The sequence below is a fragment of the Pseudomonas sp. F2 genome (genome assembly GCF_057174385.1).
Map to the genome: position 1 here is coordinate 4,810,564 of NZ_CM169904.1, position 17,523 is coordinate 4,828,086.

The following is a 17,523-nucleotide window of genomic DNA, read 5'->3' on the forward strand; positions in this document are numbered from 1 at the left end:
TCGGGTTGGTCAACCGGTGAGGATCATGCACATACCCGGCACGCTCGAAAGCGTCCCAAACACAGCCACCATAACGCTGCTGGCAATTGAGTGCCGGCAGCATACAGCGGACGCGAATGCATGATCCAATCGGGTGACCAAGCCCGAGCCGCTGAATTGGCAGCGACAGTCACAACTATAGGTTTCGGCCTATCGGCGCCGATAGAAGACAAGGCGTCGCTGCGTGTAGGAACGGGATGCAGATTCGAGCAGGCCGTTCCTACAGATCTATCACGGTTTTCAACGAATCGCCCGATACCCCTCGACATCCAGCACACTCGTCGTCAGTCCGGTCGCCGGCGCGTAGATCCCGCCCTTCACCGACGAGAAAGGCACGCCTCTGCTGCCCAGCGAAACGTAGCGTTCGCCTTGGTCCAGTTCGGTGAACCAGGTGTAGGAGTACTTTTCCATGGCCTTGTATTTCGCGGCGTCCCTGACCATCGCATCGCCGCATTGCTTCAGGGCGGCATCGCTCAGGTTCAGGGAGTTGGTCAGCGGGGTACCCCAGCGCTTGAGGCAGGTTTCGGCGAAGTGGCGCACGAACTGGCCGGGTTCGGCGAGGACCTTCGGGCCGGTGTTGCCGTCAGCGGCAGCGTTGCCGACCAGGGTGGCATGGCGGCCAGGGACCGGGAAGATGTGCGTGCGCGTACCGGTAGCCGTTTGCGGGATGACGCAGCTGAAACCTTTCGAACGCTCGTCGCGGGCATAGAAGCCAACGTACTCTTTGACGTTGCTGTTGAGTTTGACCCGATGTTCCTGGAAGTTGCCGATACCGGGCACCGGATCAATGGCGAGGATCTTCACCGGAATGCTTTTCAAAGCATTGTCATTGAACATGGCGTTGGCCAGCATATGGCAACTTATACCGCCTCGACTCCAGCCGACCAGGTTGACCTGAGTGGGAATAATGCCGTCCTTGCGGAACGTTTTAATGATTTGCTCCTGCAACTTCTGCTGGGTCACGCTGCGTTCTCCGTAGTTGTATTTACGCCAAAACCAGGAGCCTTCGATTTTTACATCTTCAATGGGAATACCGGCCGCTTTGAGACGGTTGTATTCCGCTTCGGTCAGTTGCTGGCGTTGCCAGTCGCACTTGCCTTTGATGATGTTCATTGCGTGCTGCACGTTTTCCTCCCAGCCCTTGCCGAACAACGTGCCGCCGAGACCGTAGTCGGCAGATTTGGTGAACAGCTCATCGGCCTGCAGATTACTGGAGCCGGGGCCGTCGACGACAATCCATTCGGCGAACTCGCGGCCAGTGTGGTGCGAAGCGAGAGTGGACACCAACTCACCGTTCCAATAGTTGCTGTTGCTGGTGTCGAACTTGGTGGAACCCGTGCCGCAAAAGAAAATAGTCAATGTACTCATAATGTTGCTCTTGAATGAATTAAGAGCAAGCAGGCTAGTTTTTTATATTGCGGATATGAAGTGGTTAGTTGTTGCGTTGTTTGTGCGCGTGATTTTATAAGGAGTTTGCAATTTGAAGTTTTGCTACTTCCAGAAGTTCGCAGCCATCTTGGGTCAATAAATACAAGGCGTTGACGATGTTCGGGATGTCTTTGACATCGGCCTGTTTGAAACACAAACAGTAAAGAGTCTCCAGCAAATCGCTGGCGGCACGCAGGCGTTGATGCGCAGCGTCGAGCAGTTCGCCGTGGCTGGCTTGAGTATCTATGGTCAGCACCGGATGATCGCCGTCGGTGCTTTTGAGCGGGCGATAACGATTGGCCAGCGGGTTATGCATGTTCATGTTCAGACGTGTCCTGTACGAAGTCGCTCCAGTGGTTGCAGCCGCGCCGGCCACTATAGAAGTGCGTGGCAAGGGGTCACAAGACCGCCGTGATGGACGGAGTTCGTAGGGGTTTTTCCGAGACTCGGGCAATTGCCCTACAAGGTTTTGCAGCTTTTTCGAGGTAAAACCCTTAGCGCAGAAATTTCCCACGGGATTCACAGGCGTTTCTTGAGAATCCTCTGTATGGTGCGCGCCAGAAACTGTAGGACGTTTCCAAACGTCCGATGCGCGCTTAAAGGGAATTGAGTATGCGGTGGCTACGAATAGCCTCGATTTTATTACTGTGGACCAGTGGTTGCCGCTTGGCCGTATCCGCAGACGCTGGCAACGGCTGGATGTTTGTCGATCTGCAACGCACCGGCTGGCCCGACGCGCTGTCCAGCCAGGCCCGCATCGATACTGCGTCACGTGCCGAGGCGTTGATGTTCGCCAAAGTCCTGCTGGCGAGTGAAACGCTGGATGCAGGCGCACTGCAACGGCAACTGGGTGTGTCGCATGTGCGGCTCAAACCGATCCGGCAGGTGCGCGCGGGACTGTGGGAGCGTTTGCTGGGCATTTATCGCAACGCCAGTCAGGACTGTGGCGAACAGCTGTTCTGTGCACGAGTGCGCAGTGTGGCGGACCTGCGACAACTGGCGGCGGCGTTTACCGGCGATATCAGTCCGGCCCATGCACAGTGGGCGAGCAAGAGCCAGGGTGTGCATGAACAGGAACTGAATGCGCAACTTCGCGTGGCGGTGCTGCGTCCCTAGGGTCGTCGTTGCGGCGAGAACTATGTGATTGCGTGGCCTGCGGTGGCGCACATGGCGAGGGGCGGAATGTCATCGGGGAGTTGCATGCATCCGCCCAGCAACAGCGATGCGAGCGTCAGGGTGAGGAGCAGTTTCAGTCTGTCGGACATGTTTATTCCTTGAATTGATCCACGGGTGTCGGCCGTCCTGGCACGACGCTCGTTTCGTGGATGCGGCGCACGTTACCTGCCTTGCGGTCAGGCCGGCGAGAGGCAAATTGTTTCCTTGTTTGATCCGGTGGCATCCGCCCCGGCGCTGTATCATTCCGTATCGAATTGACCCCGACCTTTTCTCGACTCGCTGTGATCGCCCGCTAGGCTGTTGACATCACAGCGGTCAACGGAGTGACAGCGCATGCACCACACCCTGGAACAGGTTTTCGGTTATCCACAGTTTCGACCCGGGCAGGAAGCGGCAATCAGCGCTGTATTGGCCGGGCGCTCGGCGGCGGCGATTTTCCCCACCGGGTCCGGCAAGTCACTGTGTTATCAAGTGCCGGCACTGTTGCTGCCGCATCTGACCCTGGTGGTGTCGCCGCTGTTGGCGTTGATGCAGGATCAACTGGCATTCCTCAAGCGTCACGGTATCAGTGCCGGAAGCATCGATTCGGCGCAAAGTCGCGATGATGCCAGTGACGTGATGGCCCGCGCCCGTTCGGGTGAATTGAAGATTCTGATGATTTCGGTGGAGCGTCTGAAGAACGAGCGTTTCCGCAACTTTTTGCAGCAGGTGCCGATCTCGTTGCTGGTGATTGACGAAGCGCACTGTATCTCGGAATGGGGCCACAACTTTCGCCCCGACTATCTGAAGCTGCCGGACTATCAGCGCCAGTTCAACATTCCGCAAACCCTGCTGTTGACGGCTACGGCGACGCCGAAAGTCGTCGCCGACATGCAGGCCAGATTCGCCATCGCCGCCGCTGATGTGGTGACCACCGGCTTCTATCGACCCAACCTCAATCTGCTGGTGGAACCGGTACGCGGCGAGGACAAGCGCCGGCGCCTGGTGGAGTGGATGAGCGAGCGTCCAGGCCAGCCGGGCATTGTCTACGTGACGCTGCAGAAAACCGCCGAACACATCGCCGAGCATCTGGGGCGTAACGGCATACAGGCCCAGGCCTATCACGCCGGTTTGCCCAATGATCAGCGCGAGGCGATTCAGAAGGAATTCATGGCCGGGCAGTCCAATTGCATCGTCGCAACCATTGCCTTCGGTATGGGGATCGACAAGAGCGACATCCGCAACGTGGTGCATTTCGATCTGCCGAAATCCATCGAAAACTACAGTCAGGAAATCGGTCGCGCCGGACGCGACGGGCAGTCGTCGGATTGCCTGGTGCTGGCCAACCGTGACAGCCTCAACGTGCTGGAAAACTTCGTCTACGGCGATACCCCGGAGCGTGAAGGGATTCGTTGTGTGCTGGAAGAAATGCAGGCTGCCGCAGCCGACGGGCAGTGGGAGTTTCTGCTCGGGCCGCTGGCCGATCAGAGCAACATTCGCGCGTTGCCGCTGAAAACTCTACTGGTGCAAATGGAGCTGCGCGGTTTGATCGCGCCGCGCTATGCCTATTACGCCGAATACCGTTTCAAATACCTGCTGGAGCCGGAAGCCTTGCTTGAGCATTTCGACGGTGAGCGCAGGGATTTTGTCGCGGCCATCATCCACACCTCCAGTCGCGCACGCACCTGGGCCACGGTGAATTTCGAAGCGATGTACACGCAGTATTCGGCTGAGCGCAACCGGGTGGTGAAGGCGCTGGATTACTTTCAGGAGAAGGGCTGGGTCGAGCTTGAGAGCAAGCAGATGACCGAGGTCTACAACGTGCTGCACAGTGATTTCGACAGCGCTGTTTTGAGCGCCGAACTGCATGCGTATTTCACCCGGCATGAACAGGCTGAAATAGCGCGGATTCACGCCATGCTCGATCTGTTCGGCACTGAGCGCTGCCTGGGCCATCGCCTGGCCGAACACTTCGGCGATCACAACGCCCCCGAGCGATGCGGGCACTGTTCGGTGTGTCACGGTGCTATCGCGCGCCTTCCGGCGCCTCCCGAGTTGCCAGCGCTTGTGGATAAAAACTTCGCGGTGCTGTGCGGTGATTTTATCCACAGGCACGAACAGCACACTGGCAGTGTGCCGACGGCGGAGCGCCTGACGCGGTTTCTGTGCGGGATCAGTGTGCCGTTGTTCACCAGGTTAAAGGCACGGACGATTTCGGGGTATGCGGCGTTGGAGGAGTATCCGTACGCCGAGGTTCGCAGGTGGGCTCAAGAACATCTCTGATAGGTCGGTAGCTCCTGGAGTGTGCGATTTCAGGGCGATTGAGGTTTATCCATGCGCTGAATGTCGCTCATCACGGTAATAAACTTCAAAAACGTCCGGTGCCTGACTATGGTGAAGGCTGTCTTTGGATCGCCAACAAGAGAACAACATGAGCCAGACATCCTTCGATATTCAGCAAGCTGCCGTGATCGGCGCGGGCACCATGGGCCGCGGCATTGTCATGTGCCTGGCCAATGCTGGCATCGCCGTGCAGTGGGTCGATAACAATCCACAGATGCTTGAACAGGCACTGGCGACGGTCGCCGACACCTATGCACACAATGTGCGTCAGGGCCGGATCGATCAGGTCGAAGCCGACGCACGCCTTGCCCGGATCAGCGCGGCGGCGGATTACCCGGCGATCCGCAATGTCGATCTGGTGATCGAAGCGGTATACGAAAACCTTGAGCTCAAGCAGAAGATCTTTCGCGAGCTGGATGGCCTGCTCAAGCCTGAGGCGTTGTTGGCGAGTAACACTTCGGCGCTGGATATCGACGCGATTGCTGCTGCGACTCGACGTCCGTCGCAAGTGCTCGGCCTGCATTTCTTCAGCCCCGCGCACATCATGAAACTGCTGGAAATCGTCCGTGGGGCACAGACTTCGCCGCCTGCACTGGAAGCGGCGCTGGCGCTGGGCAAGCGCATGGGCAAGGTCAGTGTGGTGTCGGGCAACTGCCACGGCTTTATCGGCAATCGCATGCTGCATCCGTACGTGCTGGAGGCGCGCAAGATGCTGCTTGAGGGCGCTTATCCACAACAGGTGGACGCGGCGCTGCAGGGGTTCGGTTTCGCCATGGGGCCGTTCCGCATGTATGACGTCGTCGGTATTGATCTGGAATGGCGCGCACGCGAGCTGGCCGGCAAGGGGCAGGATGCGCCGGAGGTTCAGGTGGACAACCGTTTGTGCGAGATGGGCCGCTTCGGGCAGAAATCCGGCAATGGTTATTATCACTATGAGCCGGGCAGTCGACAGGCCGAGCCTGATCCCGAAGTCGATGCACTGGTGCTGCGGGTCAGCGAAGGGCTGGGCTTCCAGCGCCGCGCGATCGGTCCGGAGGAGATTCTGGAGCGTTGCCTGCTGGCGCTGGTCAACGAGGGCGCAAAGATACTTCAGGAAGGCATTGCCGGGTCGGCCCATGACATTGATCTGGTGTACCTGAACGGCTACGGATTCCCGGCCGACAAGGGCGGGCCCATGGTCTGGGCGGATCAACAGGGGCTGGCGGACATTCATCAGCGCTTGCTGGCACTGCAAACGCGGCAGGGTGATCAGTGGCAACCGGCGCGCTTGATTGGCGAGCTGGCGGCTCAGGGCAAGGGGTTTGCCGAACGCTGATTGCTAGAGCCACCACGGTTTCGCCTTTAGACTGCTCGCAAAACTTCCTGGATCAATGCTGATGTCCAACCCGATGCCACAACGCTCCGATTACCCGCATTTCCAGCCGGTCACCACGCGCTGGCACGACAACGACGTCTACGGGCATGTGAATAACGTCACCTATTACAGTTTCTTCGACACTGCAGTGAATACCTACCTGATCCAGGTCGGCGGCCTGGATATTCATGACGGCGAGGTGGTGGGGTTTGTGGTCAGTTCGGCCTGTGACTACTTTGCCTCGATTGCTTTTCCGGACTTGATCGAGATCGGTTTGCGGGTCGGCAAACTGGGCAACAGTTCGGTGCAATACGAACTGGCAGTGTTCAAGGTCGGTGAAACTGAGGCCTGTGCGGCGGGGCGTTTCGTCCATGTATTCGTGGACCGGACGAGCAATCAGCCGGTGTCGATTCCAGGCAGATTGCGTGACGCGCTGGAGCGTCTGGTGGTTTGAACCAGAGCAAAAAAAATCGCAGCCCTTGGGCTGCGATTTTTGCTTTCCCGCTTAACGCAACGGATTAGTCGCGATAGTAGCGGTGATGTTTGCGGTGACCATAAGCGTGGCCACGGCCAGGATGACGGTCGCGGTAGTAGCGACGGTCGTCGCGGCCGCGATCGTAATGACGATCATCGTCACGGCTTTCGTTACCCATGTAGTTGCCCAGCGCGCCACCGGCGCCGCCACCTGCTGCGGCGCCGATCAGGCTGCCGGTGGTGCCGCCCATGCTGCGGCCGACTACGTTACCGCCGGCTGCGCCCAGCGCACCACCAATGGCGGCTTCGCCACGGCTGTGCTTGTTGGCGCCGACCGCGCTACCACCCGCGCCGCCCAGGGCTGCGCCAATGGTTGAACCTGTATTGCCGCCTAAAGACTGACCGACGACCGAGCCAAGAACCCCGCCCAATGCGCCGCCCACACCTGCTTCGGTGGTGCCTCCGGCAGAAGCGAAGCCACTGACCAGGCCAAGGGACAACAAGAGAATCGAGGAGAACTTCATAGAGGAGCCTCAAAGGGATGACGGCGCGATCCTGAGGCTCTGTACCAAGACTGACAATCGAAATCCGACGAATAACACGACCTGTATACAATTCTGCAAGTTGCTGTTTTGTATGCGGAACTTAAGCGTTTTTCGCCGGTCTTTAGCTACTTCGGACAGGCCGTTTTTGAGAAAAAGCGGCCTTTTTTGTGGGCGTTCGAAAGCTTCAGGAACCAGAGACTCAACACAGATTCTGTGGCGAGGGAGCTTACTCCCGCCGGGCCGCGAAGCGGCCCCAAAAAATGCAAAACGGAGGGAGTCCTGCGGCCTCCAGCGGGAGCAAGCTCCCTCGCCACAGGGCCGCGAGTTCAAGCGGATTTGGCCATGATCAAACCCGTCTCGCTCGCCGCCTCAAGGCGGATCGCAATGAACTTCGACGTCGGCGTATGGCTGCCATCGCCGGTGCTCTCCAGCGGCACCAGCGGATTCACTTCCGGATAGTAAGCCGCCGCCTGACCCGCCGGAATATCAAACGCCAGCAAGGTAAAGCCCTTCACCCGACGTTCACGGCCATCGTCCCACAGCGACACAATGTCCGCCTTCTGCCCGGGACGGAAGCCCAGACGAATGATGTCGGCCTCGTTGGCGAACAGCACATCGCGCTGGCCCTTGACCCCACGATAACGGTCGTCGAGGCCATAGATGGTGGTGTTGTACTGATCGTGGGAGCGCATCGATTGCAGGATCAGGTCCGGCAGTTGCCCGGTGGCGCGGGTGCGTTCGTGCACCAGATCCTTGGGCAGCCGGTTGGCGCGGAAATTGGCCCGGCCCGACGGGGTGTTCCACTTGCGTGCGCCAGCACTGTTGCCGAGGTAGAACCCACCTGGATTCTTGACCTTCTCGTTGAAGTCCTTGAAGCCTGGAATGGTATCGGCGATCAGGTCGCGGATGCGCCCGTAATCGGCCACCAGCCAGTTCCAGTCCACCGGTTTGCTGCCCAGCGTGGCGGCGGCGATCCCGGCAATGATCGCCGGTTCCGAGCGCATCTGGTTCGACAGCGGCTGCAACTGGCCATTGGAGGCGTGGACCATGCTGAACGAGTCTTCCACGGTGACTGCCTGCGGGCCTTCGGTCTGGATGTCGATGTCGGTGCGGCCGAGGCACGGCAGGATCAGCGCGTCCTTGCCGTGGGCCAGGTGGCTGCGGTTGAGCTTGGTGCTGATCTGCACCGTGAGGTCGCAGTTGCTCAGCGCCGCGAAGGTGCGCGGGCTGTCCGGCGTGGCCTGGGCGAAGTTGCCGCCCAGACCGATGAAGACCTTGGCGCGGCCCTCGGCCATGGCGTGGATCGCCTCGACCACGTTGTGCCCGTTGTCACGCGGCACCTTGAACTGGAAACGTCGCTCAAGAGCGTCGAGGAACGCCACCGGTGGGCGCTCGTTGATGCCCATGGTGCGGTCGCCCTGCACGTTACTGTGACCGCGCACCGGGCACAGGCCGGCCCCGGGTTTGCCGACGTTGCCGCGCAGCAGCATCAGGTTGGCGATTTCCTGGATGGTCGGCACCGAGTGACGATGCTGGGTGATACCCATCGCCCAGCACATGATCACATTCTTGCCTTTGGCGTACATGCGCGCCGCTTGTTCGATTTCGACCAGGGTCAGGCCGGACTGCGCGACGATCTGCTCCCACGGTGTGTCATCCACCACGCCGAGATACTCCAGCACGTTGGTGCTGTGGGCATTGAGGAAGTCGTGATCGAACACCGCAGGTTCACCGGCCTTCTGCGCATCGCGTTCCCACTGCAGAAGAAACTTGGCCATGCCGCGCAGCACCGCCATGTCGCCGCCCAGTGCCGGACGGAAGTACGCGGTGTTGGTCGGTTTGTCGCCATTGGTGAGCATTTCCAGCGGATGCTGTGGATGCTGGAAACGTTCCAGACCGCGCTCTTTCAGCGGGTTGATGCACACTACTTGTGCGCCGCGCTTCACGGCTTCGCGCAGCGGTTCGAGCATCCGTGGGTGGTTGGTGCCGGGGTTCTGGCCCCAGACGAAAATTGCATCGGCGTGTTCGAAGTCGTCGAAGGTGACCGTGCCTTTGCCGACGCCAACGCTCTGCGCCAACGCCACGCCGCTGGCCTCGTGGCACATGTTCGAGCAGTCGGGGAAGTTGTTGGTGCCGTAGGCACGCACGAACAGTTGATACAGGTACGCCGCTTCGTTGCTGGCGCGGCCCGAGGTGTAGAACTCGGCTTGATCCGGGCTCGACAACGCTTGCAGGTGCTTGCCGATCAGGGCGAAGGCGTCGTCCCAGGCGATCGGCTTGTAGCGATCAGTCTGGGCATCGTAGACCATCGGCTCGGTCAGGCGGCCCTGGTACTCCAGCCAATAGTCGCTCTGCTCCAGCAACGACGTGACGCTGTGTTTGGCGAAGAACTTGCCATCCACTCGACGCTTGGTCGCTTCCCAGTTCACCGCTTTGGCGCCGTTCTCGCAGAACTTGACCATGCCGCTTTCCGGCGAATCGCCCCAGGCACAGCCCGGGCAGTCGAAGCCGCCGTTCTGGTTGGTCTTGAGCATCATGCGCAGGTTTTTCAGCGCGTTGTCGCTGGTCAACCAGGCCTGAGCCACACTGATCAGTGCACCCCAGCCGCCGGCAGGGCCCTTGTAAGGCTTGTAGCGCGGGACAGGTTTCTGGTCGGCTTGATGATGTTGGCTCACGCTTGGTTCTCCATCGCTGGGCTATAGACCCGCGGCGCATTCTTCTGCGGCAGGTGGATGAGATTGAGGTTGTGGCGGCGGGCCCATTGCACGGCAAGGCCGGTGGGCGCGGACAGGCTGACCAGCGTCTGGATCCCGGCGCGCAACACTTTCTGGATCAATTCGAGACTGCACCGGCTGGTGACAATCGCCAGGCCGCCGTCGGTGGAAATCTTCTGGCGGATCAGCCCGCCAATCAGCTTGTCGAGGGCGTTGTGCCGACCGATGTCTTCACGGCCCAGCAGCAATTCACCGCTGGCGTTCATGAACACTGCGGCGTGTACCGCACCGCAGTGCTGGCCGAGGGGCTGGAACGCGCCGATGCGCTGGCGCAGACCGTCGAGCCATGCGGCGGGCGGCAGCGGTGCGCCGGGCAGGACTTGCAGATCGGGCAGGGCTTGCTCGACCGCTTCAACGCCGCACAGACCGCAGCCGCTGGTGCCGGCCAGTTGTCGGCGCTGTTGTTTGAGGTTCCAGAAGGCGCGGTTGGCGATGGTCACTTGCGCGTATTGCGCCGAGCCGGCGCCAGTCAATTGCAGGTCATAAATGTCGCTGGCGTCTGCGATGATGCCGCTGCCGAGGCTGAAACCGACGATGAAATCTTCCAGATCCGTCGGCGTCACCAGCATCACCGCCTGACTGATGCCGTTGTAGGCGATTGCCAGTGCGACTTCCTCGGCGAGCGCGGTGCTGGCCGATTCCACAAGGGGCAGATCGCTGTAACTGTAGGTCTGGCTGGCGGCGGGCGCGGGCGTTTGAAGTGCAGGCGCCGCGCAAGTGGGGCGCTTGGCGTTCATGGCATCACCGACGGATTGATCAACGCTAAGACTAGGCGCGGCAACTTGTCGCGTCTAATCGCTACTGTCGATCTATTGATAGACGCCGTCGATCAAGCAATGCGCCGCGATCTGCGGGACGCGCGCCAGCCGCTTGAGCCAGCAGCGGAGCCGGGTCATTGGTCGGGCTGGAACCGGGTCTTGCAAACGTGGTCTAGGCTTGGACGTCTGGAATCCAAATCAAGGAGTGTGCGCCATGAGTCTGTTGAGCTTTGTGAAAGAGGCCGGTGAGAAACTGATCGATCTGCTGACCCCTGGTAATGCCAATGCCAGCGAGCAGTTGAAGGAACACATCAGCAAGGTCGGGCTGGGCAACCCGAATGTTCAGGCAACCGTGGATGGCGACAAAGTCACAGTGACCGGTGAGGTAGCGAGCCAGGAGGAGAAGGAAAAAATCCTGCTGGCGGTGGGTAATATCGAAGGCGTGGGCAGTGTTGATGATCAGATCACGGTGACCGGGCCGGTTGTGGCTGCGGCACGTTTTGTCGTAGTGAAGAAGGGCGATACCCTCAGCGCGATTTCCCTGGCGGTGTATGGCAATGCCAACCAGTACAACAAGATCTTTGAGGCCAACAAACCAATGCTCAAGGATGTAAACAAAATCTACCCGGGCCAGACCCTGCGTATCCCCGAGTAACACAACATCCTGCAGGCGCTGCCGAAGGCTGCGATCTTTTGATCTTGTTTTTTAAACAATCAAAGTCAAAAGATCGCAGCCTTCGGCAGCTCCTACAGGAAATCAGAGTCCCTGAATCAAATCGCGGTAATCCTCAACCGCCGCAAACTCGGCCGTGTCCTTCGGCCCCTTGCGACTGTCCGGCTCTTTCACCGCCAACAAATGCGTCACACCAAATTCCCGCGCACTGCGCAGAATCGGCAACGTATCGTCGATGAACAGACTGCGCGCCGGATCAAAATCGATATCCGCCTGCAAGGCATCCCAGAACTGCGGGTTCTCTTTGGGATAACCGTAATCATGTGAGCTGATCAGCCGTTCGAAATAGGGCGCCAGTTCGACTCGCTCCAGTTTCAGCGACAGTGAATCGCGATGCGCATTGGTGATCATGATCACCCGTTTGCCGGCCTCTTTGATCGCCTGCAGAAAGGTGTCGGCATCCGGACGCAGCGCGATCAGGTGCGCGGTCTCCCGTTTCAGTTCACGTACCGAAAGCTTCAGTTCGGTGCTCCAGAAATCCAGGCAGTACCACTGCAGCTGCCCGGCATGGCGCTCGAACAACGGCTGCAGTTCCATATCGGCCAGGGCCCGGCTCACTCCGTGCAGATCGGCGTAGCGTTGTGGCAGGTGTTCCAGCCAGAAGTGGTTGTCGAAGTGCAGGTCCAGCAACGTACCGTCCATGTCCAGCAGGACGGTATCGATGTCAGACCACGGTAAAGAAGGCATGGCAACGTCTCGAGCGGTAGAAAGATATCCGACACAAACAATCGGGAAAGCCGCGTTATAGTAGCGCGTTCACGCCAAGGAGCTTTGCATGCGCCAGAAACCCACTGTACTCGCCCGCGAGATTGTCGCCACCAGTCGCCTGTTTTGCGTCGAAGAACTGAAGCTGCGTTTTTCCAACGGCGTGGAACGCACCTACGAGCGTCTGGTGGGCAAAGGCGCGGGCTATGGCGCAGTGATGATCGTGGCAATGCTCGACAGTGAACACGCGGTGCTGGTCGAGGAGTACTGCGGCGGCACTGATGAATACGAATTGTCCTTGCCCAAAGGCTTGATCGAGCCGGGCGAGGATGTGCTGGCCGCGGCCGAGCGCGAGCTCAAGGAAGAGGCCGGTTATGGCGCTCGTCAGTTGGAGCATCTGACCGAGTTGTCGCTGTCGCCCGGTTACATGAGCCAGAAGATTCAGGTGGTACTGGCCACCGATCTGTACGAGGAGCGTCTGGAGGGCGACGAACCCGAGCCGATGCGGGTCGACAAGGTCAACCTGCGTGAGCTGGCGGCGCTGGCGCAGAATCCGCAATTTTCCGAAGGTCGCGCCTTGGCGGCGTTGTACCTGACCCGCGATCTGCTGGGGCAGCGCGGGTATTTTCAGTCATGAGTGAGATATCGATGAAGTTTCCCCATCCGTTAATGGCGCCAGTGGTGACGTTGGCCTTGCAGGCTGGCGAGGCGATTCTGCCGTTCTGGCGCTCTGGCGTGGAAGTCACCGCCAAGTCCGATGATTCACCGGTGACCGCAGCGGACATGGCCGCGCACCACGTGATCGTCGCCGGGCTGACCGCGCTGGACTCCAGTATTCCGATTCTGTCCGAGGAAGACGCCAACATTCCGCAGAGCGTGCGCGCCGGGTGGCAGCGCTGGTGGCTGGTGGATCCGCTGGATGGCACCAAGGAGTTCATCAGCGGCAGCGAAGAATTCACCGTCAACATCGCCCTGATCGAAAACGGGCGGGTGGTGTTTGGCGTGGTGTCGATGCCGACCAATGGCCGCTTCTATGTCGGCGGTGCCGGTCTCGGCGCGTGGCGTGGGGACAAAGGTGGTTCGCCGGTGGCGATTCAGGTGCGTGACGCGCTCGCGCCCGGTGAAGCGTTTACCGTCGTGGCGAGCCGTCGCCACTCCAGTGCGGAGCAGGAACGTCTGCTCGCCGGTTTGAGCGCCAGCCTGGGCGAGTTGCAACTGGCAAACATCGGCAGTTCGCTGAAGTTTTGTCTGTTGGCTGAAGGGGCGGCGGATTGTTATCCGCGATTGGCGCCGACTTCGCAATGGGACACTGCGGCAGCGCAGGGCGTGCTCGAAGGTGCAGGCGGCGAGGTGCTGGATCTGCAGGGCGAAGCGTTCTGTTATCCAGCGCGGGAATCGCTGCTCAATGAGTTCTTTCTGGCGTTGCCGGCGAAAGCGGCTTGGCGCGCGAAACTGTTGGAGCTGGCCCGCTCATAAGATCAAAAGATCGCAGCCTGCGGCAGCTCCTACAGAGGATTTAGCATTTCCCTGTAGGAGCTGCCGAAGGCTGCGATCTTTTGCTTCAGCGGTGCAAAACGTACTGCCCGCGAAACGTCACTGCATCCTCATCACTGCCGGTGTTGACGATTCGCGTATCGAGGGTCAATCGCGCGCGTCCATAGCGCTGATACATCGCCAGAAACTTCTTCCAGACGGCTGCCTGCGGGGCCGGGCAAATCGCCGTGGCATCACCGGTCACGGGCAGCGGATAGCTGATCTGGCCTTCCTGAATCACGATGTGCCCGTCTTCAATGCCTTCTTCCTTCAGGCGCAGGTGCAGCCAGCCCCAACCCGCCAGCACCGCGCCGCAGTAGAGACTGCCGCCGAACATGGTGCTCTTGTGATTGACGTTCGGCTCCAGCGGCAAGTGCAGACTCAACTGCTGCTCGTGCCAACCGAGGACCTTGAGGCCCATCTCGCGGGTCAGGGGAATGTCGTGATGCAGCACCGATTCCAGATAGCGACTGTCGCGGCTCATTCGGCTTCGTCTCCATGGGTGTTACTGTCGGCGAAATTCAAGCCGTGCTTGCGCAGTTTGTCGTGCAGGGTCTTGCGCGGAATGCCCAGGGCTTCGGCGAGGCTGCGCACCGAACTGTGGGAGCGCGCCAGTTCGGCGGCAATCAACGATTTCTCGAAGTTTTCCACCTGCTCGCTCAGGCCGCCACTGATGACTTCCACGGCGCTGCCGCTGCCTTCACTTCCACTGTTGTCCAGCGCCAGCTCCAGACCGAGGGCGAAACGCTCGGCGGCGTTCTGCAGTTCGCGCACATTGCCGGGCCAGGTGTGGCGCAACAGCAAGGCGCGTTGCGCCGGTTGCAGTTCGTGCGGCGGCAGGCCATGGCGGGCGCTGGCTTCATCGGCGTAATGCTGGAACAGCACCAGCGCATCTTCGCCGCGTTCGCGCAGTGGCGGGATGCGCAGCGGCGCCACGTTCAGGCGGTAATACAAGTCGGCGCGGAAGCGTCCTTGATCGGCGGCTTGCCGCAGGTCTTCCTTGGTCGCGGCGATGACGCGGATGTCCAGCGGGATCAACTGATTGCCACCCAGACGTTCTACAACCCGCTCTTGCAGCATGCGCAGCAGTTTCACCTGCACGTCCATGCTCATGCTTTCGATTTCATCGAGGAACAGCGTGCCGCCGTTGGCGAATTCGAACTTGCCGATCCGGCGTTTCTGCGCGCCGGTGAACGCGCCCGGCTCATGCCCGAACAGCTCGCTTTCGACCACCGATTCGGCCAGCGCCCCGGCATTGATCGCCACGAACGGGCCGTTGCGCCGGCTCGACAAATCGTGCAGCGCACGGGCCACGACCTCTTTGCCGGCGCCGGTTTCACCGAGAATCAGCACGTCGGCCTTGGTCGCCGCCAGTGCGCCGATCTGCTCGCGCAGGCGCAGCATCGGCGCCGAATGGCCGACCAGTCGCGCGCTCAATTCGTTACGGTCGCTGAGGGCCAGACGCAGGCTGCGGTTGTCCAGCACCAGCCGGCGCAGGGCGAGGGCGCGGCGCACGCTGTCGAGCAGGGCATCGCTGGCGAACGGTTTTTCCAGAAAGTCATAGGCGCCGGCCCGCATCGCCTGCACTGCCAGCGGCACGTCGCCGTGGCCGGTGATCAGCAGCACCGGCAGCTCCGGATCCTGAGCGTGCAATTCGCTCAACAGTTCCAGGCCGTCCATGCCTGGCATGCGGATGTCGCTGACCACCACGCCGGGCCAGTCACGCTCCAGTTGCGCGGCGAGACCTTTGGCTTCGGACAGCGGAAGGATTTTCAGGCCGGCGAGGTCCAGGGTCTGGCCGAGGGCCTGACGCAGGTGCGGATCGTCGTCGATCAACACCACCTGAATGCGATTGTCGATGGTCATGCACTTCGATCCTCGGACGGTTGCAGGCTGACCCCGGGTGCACCGGCGCGCAGCCGCAGGGTGATCAAGGCGCCGCCTTGCTTGTGGTTGGCGAACGACAGTTCGCCGCCGAAGGCGCGCATCAGGGTTTCACAGATCGCCAGCCCCAGACCAAGGCCCTGAGTGCGGGTCTTGGTGGTGTAGAAGGGCTCGCTGGCGCGGCCGAGGGCTTCCATGCAAAAGCCCGGGCCGTTGTCGCGAATGTACAGATTGACGCCTTCGGCCGTGGATTCGGCACTCAGCCACAGTTTGCGCGGCGGGCCTTTTTCGGTCAGCGCATCGAGGGCGTTGGCCAGCAGATTGCCGAGCACCTGGCGCAGTCGGGTTTCCCCGGCCTCGACCCACAGGGTGGCGGCGGGCAGGTCGCGGATCAGCTCGACTTCCATGCTGCGGCGCCGCTTGGCCAGCAATGCCAATGCATCATCCAGCGCCGGTTGCAGGGCGACGCTTTCCGGAGCATGACGGTCGCGGCGGGCGAAGGCACGCAGGTGGGCGATGATCGAGGCCATGCGCCCGGTCAGTTCGCTGATCAGTTTGAGGTTGCCACGGGCGTCTTCGGTGCGTTGGTGATCAAGCAGCACTTCGGCGTTTTCCGCGTAACTGCGGATCGCCGCCAGAGGCTGGTTGAGCTCGTGGCTGATGCTCGCCGACATCGTGCCCAGTGCCGAGAGTTTGCCGGCCTGGACCAGATCGTCCTGAGCCCGTACCAGCTCCTGCTGCGCCTGTTCGCGCTCCAGCACTTCCTGCTTGAGGCGGCGGTTGAGACCTTCCAGATCGCTGGTCCGCTCCGCCACCCGGCCTTCGAGTTCACGGCGGGCCTTGGCTTCGAAGGCAATACGTTCCAGGTAATGTCGACGGCGCTGCATCATCAAACCGAGCAGGAGCATCACCACCAACAGCGTGGCGCCACCGATGGCGACAACGGTGCGCACCGGGCGATCGATCAGCGTGCGCGGGGCAAGGATGCTGACGCTCCAGCCGGTTTCGGCGATGTTCACGGTCTGCGTCAGCCAGGCGTTTTCGCTGAGGTTCAGCGGACGCGGCTCGCGGGTCGGATAGGGCAGGATCGCGGTGATCGCCGAGCGCTCGGTGTCGCTCAACGTCCGGGTTGATCGGAAACGCCACTCCGGGCGCGAGGTGAGGATGACCACGCCGTTATGGTCGGTCACCAACAGTTGTTCCGGGGTTTTGCCCCACAGACTTTCGGTGTGATCGAGGTCGACCTTGATCACCAGCACGCCGATGATTTTTTCGCCATTGCGCACGGCGGCGGCGAAGAAATAACCGCGTTTGGCCGACGTAGTGCCGAGGCCGAAGAAGCGTCCCAGACGCCCAGCCATGGCTTCGCTGAAATACGGACGGAAAGCGAAATTGCGTCCGACGAAACTGTCGTGTTTGTCCCAGTTCGACGCCGCCAGGGTCTGGCCGCTGGTGTCCATCAGGTACATGACTTCGGCGCCGGTCTGTGCGGCGATGTTTTTCAGCAGGCGGTTGGCATTGCCCTGGGTAACGCCGTCGTCCGGTGCGCCGAGTACGGCGCGCAGGGCCGGCAGGTCGCCGAGAATCTGCGGCAACACTTCATAACGGTGCAGGGTTCCCAGCAGGTTGGCGACGTAGAGGTCGAGGGTCTGGCGGTTTTGCCCGGCCAGTTCACTGCGGTAATAGCGCTCGGCCAGATGCTCAAGCGGCCATAGCAGCGGCGCCAGACACAGGGCCAGCAGGGCGAGGCTGCGCCAGCGGGGTCTGCGGGGAAGGGTAGGTTTCATGAGCCGGATGC

At 60.7% G+C, this 17,523-nt stretch carries 17 protein-coding genes; 7 read left to right on the forward strand and 10 right to left on the reverse strand.

Annotated elements, in window-relative coordinates:
- Positions 1–279: 279 nt before the first annotated feature.
- Complete coding sequence (locus tag AC193Q_RS21660; protein WP_483878763.1) at positions 280–1,407, reverse strand: hypothetical protein; 1,128 nt, start codon at positions 1,405–1,407, stop codon at positions 280–282.
- A 94-nt stretch (positions 1,408–1,501) separates the two neighbouring features.
- Positions 1,502–1,789, reverse strand: coding sequence for a hypothetical protein (locus AC193Q_RS21665; RefSeq protein WP_095667810.1), 288 nt, complete (start codon positions 1,787–1,789; stop codon positions 1,502–1,504).
- Positions 1,790–2,079: 290 nt separating this feature from the next.
- Between AC193Q_RS21665 and AC193Q_RS21670 the strand changes: the two genes are divergently transcribed.
- The gene (locus AC193Q_RS21670) at positions 2,080–2,583 is read left to right on the forward strand and encodes a polysaccharide deacetylase (protein WP_483878764.1); all 504 of its coding nucleotides are present in this window, start codon (positions 2,080–2,082) and stop codon (positions 2,581–2,583) included.
- A 20-nt stretch (positions 2,584–2,603) separates the two neighbouring features.
- Here the strand turns inward: AC193Q_RS21670 and AC193Q_RS21675 are convergent, their stop codons facing one another.
- Positions 2,604–2,732, reverse strand: a complete 129-nt coding sequence (locus AC193Q_RS21675; RefSeq protein ID WP_257012229.1) for a hypothetical protein — start codon at positions 2,730–2,732, stop codon at positions 2,604–2,606.
- A 244-nt stretch (positions 2,733–2,976) separates the two neighbouring features.
- On the opposite strand from AC193Q_RS21675, the gene AC193Q_RS21680 reads away from it, so the two are divergent.
- From AC193Q_RS21680 to AC193Q_RS21690, 3 genes are all read left to right on the forward strand, one after another.
- A complete protein-coding gene (locus tag AC193Q_RS21680; protein WP_483878765.1) occupies positions 2,977–4,905 on the forward strand; it encodes a RecQ family ATP-dependent DNA helicase in 1,929 nt (642 codons plus the stop codon).
- Between the two features lie 148 nt (positions 4,906–5,053).
- Positions 5,054–6,280 (forward strand): 3-hydroxyacyl-CoA dehydrogenase, encoded by a 1,227-nt coding sequence (locus tag AC193Q_RS21685; RefSeq protein ID WP_483878766.1) that lies wholly within the window; start codon positions 5,054–5,056, stop codon positions 6,278–6,280.
- 61 nt (positions 6,281–6,341) lie between these two features.
- Positions 6,342–6,773, forward strand: a complete 432-nt coding sequence (locus tag AC193Q_RS21690; protein WP_483878767.1) for an acyl-CoA thioesterase — start codon at positions 6,342–6,344, stop codon at positions 6,771–6,773.
- A gap of 64 nt (positions 6,774–6,837) precedes the next feature.
- Here the strand turns inward: AC193Q_RS21690 and AC193Q_RS21695 are convergent, their stop codons facing one another.
- The 3 genes from AC193Q_RS21695 to fdhD all read right to left on the reverse strand — a co-directional run bounded on the left by AC193Q_RS21695 (position 6,838) and on the right by fdhD (position 10,849).
- A complete protein-coding gene (locus AC193Q_RS21695; RefSeq protein WP_041071273.1) occupies positions 6,838–7,317 on the reverse strand; it encodes a glycine zipper domain-containing protein in 480 nt (159 codons plus the stop codon).
- Between the two features lie 347 nt (positions 7,318–7,664).
- The gene (locus AC193Q_RS21700) at positions 7,665–10,013 is read right to left on the reverse strand and encodes an FdhF/YdeP family oxidoreductase (RefSeq protein WP_483878768.1); all 2,349 of its coding nucleotides are present in this window, start codon (positions 10,011–10,013) and stop codon (positions 7,665–7,667) included.
- Positions 10,010–10,849 carry a formate dehydrogenase accessory sulfurtransferase FdhD gene (gene fdhD, locus AC193Q_RS21705; RefSeq protein ID WP_086793967.1) on the reverse strand — a complete coding sequence of 280 codons (840 nt, stop codon included), beginning with the start codon at positions 10,847–10,849 and terminating at the stop codon, positions 10,010–10,012. The genes AC193Q_RS21700 and fdhD overlap by 4 nt, the downstream gene beginning before the upstream one ends.
- A gap of 235 nt (positions 10,850–11,084) precedes the next feature.
- Between fdhD and lysM the strand changes: the two genes are divergently transcribed.
- The gene (gene lysM, locus AC193Q_RS21710; protein WP_027611221.1) at positions 11,085–11,525 is read left to right on the forward strand and encodes a peptidoglycan-binding protein LysM; all 441 of its coding nucleotides are present in this window, start codon (positions 11,085–11,087) and stop codon (positions 11,523–11,525) included.
- 102 nt (positions 11,526–11,627) lie between these two features.
- Here the strand turns inward: lysM and yrfG are convergent, their stop codons facing one another.
- Positions 11,628–12,290 carry a GMP/IMP nucleotidase gene (yrfG, locus tag AC193Q_RS21715; protein WP_047290827.1) on the reverse strand — a complete coding sequence of 221 codons (663 nt, stop codon included), beginning with the start codon at positions 12,288–12,290 and terminating at the stop codon, positions 11,628–11,630.
- A gap of 88 nt (positions 12,291–12,378) precedes the next feature.
- Here yrfG and nudE point away from each other — a divergent pair, with 88 nt between their 5' ends.
- Positions 12,379–12,945 carry an ADP compounds hydrolase NudE gene (gene nudE / locus AC193Q_RS21720; RefSeq protein ID WP_041071285.1) on the forward strand — a complete coding sequence of 189 codons (567 nt, stop codon included), beginning with the start codon at positions 12,379–12,381 and terminating at the stop codon, positions 12,943–12,945.
- An 11-nt stretch (positions 12,946–12,956) separates the two neighbouring features.
- Positions 12,957–13,784: a 3'(2'),5'-bisphosphate nucleotidase CysQ gene (gene cysQ / locus AC193Q_RS21725; RefSeq protein ID WP_483878769.1), complete on the forward strand. Its 828-nt coding sequence runs from the start codon at positions 12,957–12,959 to the stop codon at positions 13,782–13,784.
- 85 nt (positions 13,785–13,869) lie between these two features.
- Here cysQ and AC193Q_RS21730 read toward each other — a convergent pair whose 3' ends face one another.
- From AC193Q_RS21730 to AC193Q_RS21740, 3 genes are read right to left on the reverse strand one after another with little or no spacing between them, the layout of a single operon-like run.
- Positions 13,870–14,325 (reverse strand): thioesterase domain-containing protein, encoded by a 456-nt coding sequence (locus AC193Q_RS21730; protein WP_041071291.1) that lies wholly within the window; start codon positions 14,323–14,325, stop codon positions 13,870–13,872.
- Positions 14,322–15,707 carry a sigma-54-dependent transcriptional regulator gene (locus AC193Q_RS21735; RefSeq protein ID WP_483878770.1) on the reverse strand — a complete coding sequence of 462 codons (1,386 nt, stop codon included), beginning with the start codon at positions 15,705–15,707 and terminating at the stop codon, positions 14,322–14,324. Before AC193Q_RS21735 ends, AC193Q_RS21730 begins: the two co-directional genes overlap by 4 nt.
- The gene (locus AC193Q_RS21740; RefSeq protein ID WP_041071297.1) at positions 15,704–17,512 is read right to left on the reverse strand and encodes a sensor histidine kinase; all 1,809 of its coding nucleotides are present in this window, start codon (positions 17,510–17,512) and stop codon (positions 15,704–15,706) included. The genes AC193Q_RS21735 and AC193Q_RS21740 overlap by 4 nt, the downstream gene beginning before the upstream one ends.
- Positions 17,513–17,523: the final 11 nt, after the last annotated feature.

What these genes read in the sequence shown, in the direction of transcription:
- AC193Q_RS21660 (WP_483878763.1), bottom strand. Translation starts at nt 1,407, where the DNA reads ATGAGTACATTGACTATTTTCTTTTGCGGCACGGGTTCCACCAAGTTC.
- AC193Q_RS21665 (WP_095667810.1), bottom strand. Translation starts at nt 1,789, where the DNA reads ATGAACATGCATAACCCGCTGGCCAATCGTTATCGCCCGCTCAAAAGC.
- AC193Q_RS21670 (WP_483878764.1), top strand. Translation starts at nt 2,080, where the DNA reads ATGCGGTGGCTACGAATAGCCTCGATTTTATTACTGTGGACCAGTGGT.
- AC193Q_RS21675 (WP_257012229.1), bottom strand. Translation starts at nt 2,732, where the DNA reads ATGTCCGACAGACTGAAACTGCTCCTCACCCTGACGCTCGCATCGCTG.
- AC193Q_RS21680 (WP_483878765.1), top strand. Translation starts at nt 2,977, where the DNA reads ATGCACCACACCCTGGAACAGGTTTTCGGTTATCCACAGTTTCGACCC.
- AC193Q_RS21685 (WP_483878766.1), top strand. Translation starts at nt 5,054, where the DNA reads ATGAGCCAGACATCCTTCGATATTCAGCAAGCTGCCGTGATCGGCGCG.
- AC193Q_RS21690 (WP_483878767.1), top strand. Translation starts at nt 6,342, where the DNA reads ATGTCCAACCCGATGCCACAACGCTCCGATTACCCGCATTTCCAGCCG.
- AC193Q_RS21695 (WP_041071273.1), bottom strand. Translation starts at nt 7,317, where the DNA reads ATGAAGTTCTCCTCGATTCTCTTGTTGTCCCTTGGCCTGGTCAGTGGC.
- fdhD (WP_086793967.1), bottom strand. Translation starts at nt 10,849, where the DNA reads ATGAACGCCAAGCGCCCCACTTGCGCGGCGCCTGCACTTCAAACGCCC.
- lysM (WP_027611221.1), top strand. Translation starts at nt 11,085, where the DNA reads ATGAGTCTGTTGAGCTTTGTGAAAGAGGCCGGTGAGAAACTGATCGAT.
- yrfG (WP_047290827.1), bottom strand. Translation starts at nt 12,290, where the DNA reads ATGCCTTCTTTACCGTGGTCTGACATCGATACCGTCCTGCTGGACATG.
- nudE (WP_041071285.1), top strand. Translation starts at nt 12,379, where the DNA reads ATGCGCCAGAAACCCACTGTACTCGCCCGCGAGATTGTCGCCACCAGT.
- cysQ (WP_483878769.1), top strand. Translation starts at nt 12,957, where the DNA reads ATGAAGTTTCCCCATCCGTTAATGGCGCCAGTGGTGACGTTGGCCTTG.
- AC193Q_RS21730 (WP_041071291.1), bottom strand. Translation starts at nt 14,325, where the DNA reads ATGAGCCGCGACAGTCGCTATCTGGAATCGGTGCTGCATCACGACATT.
- AC193Q_RS21735 (WP_483878770.1), bottom strand. Translation starts at nt 15,707, where the DNA reads ATGACCATCGACAATCGCATTCAGGTGGTGTTGATCGACGACGATCCG.
- AC193Q_RS21740 (WP_041071297.1), bottom strand. Translation starts at nt 17,512, where the DNA reads ATGAAACCTACCCTTCCCCGCAGACCCCGCTGGCGCAGCCTCGCCCTG.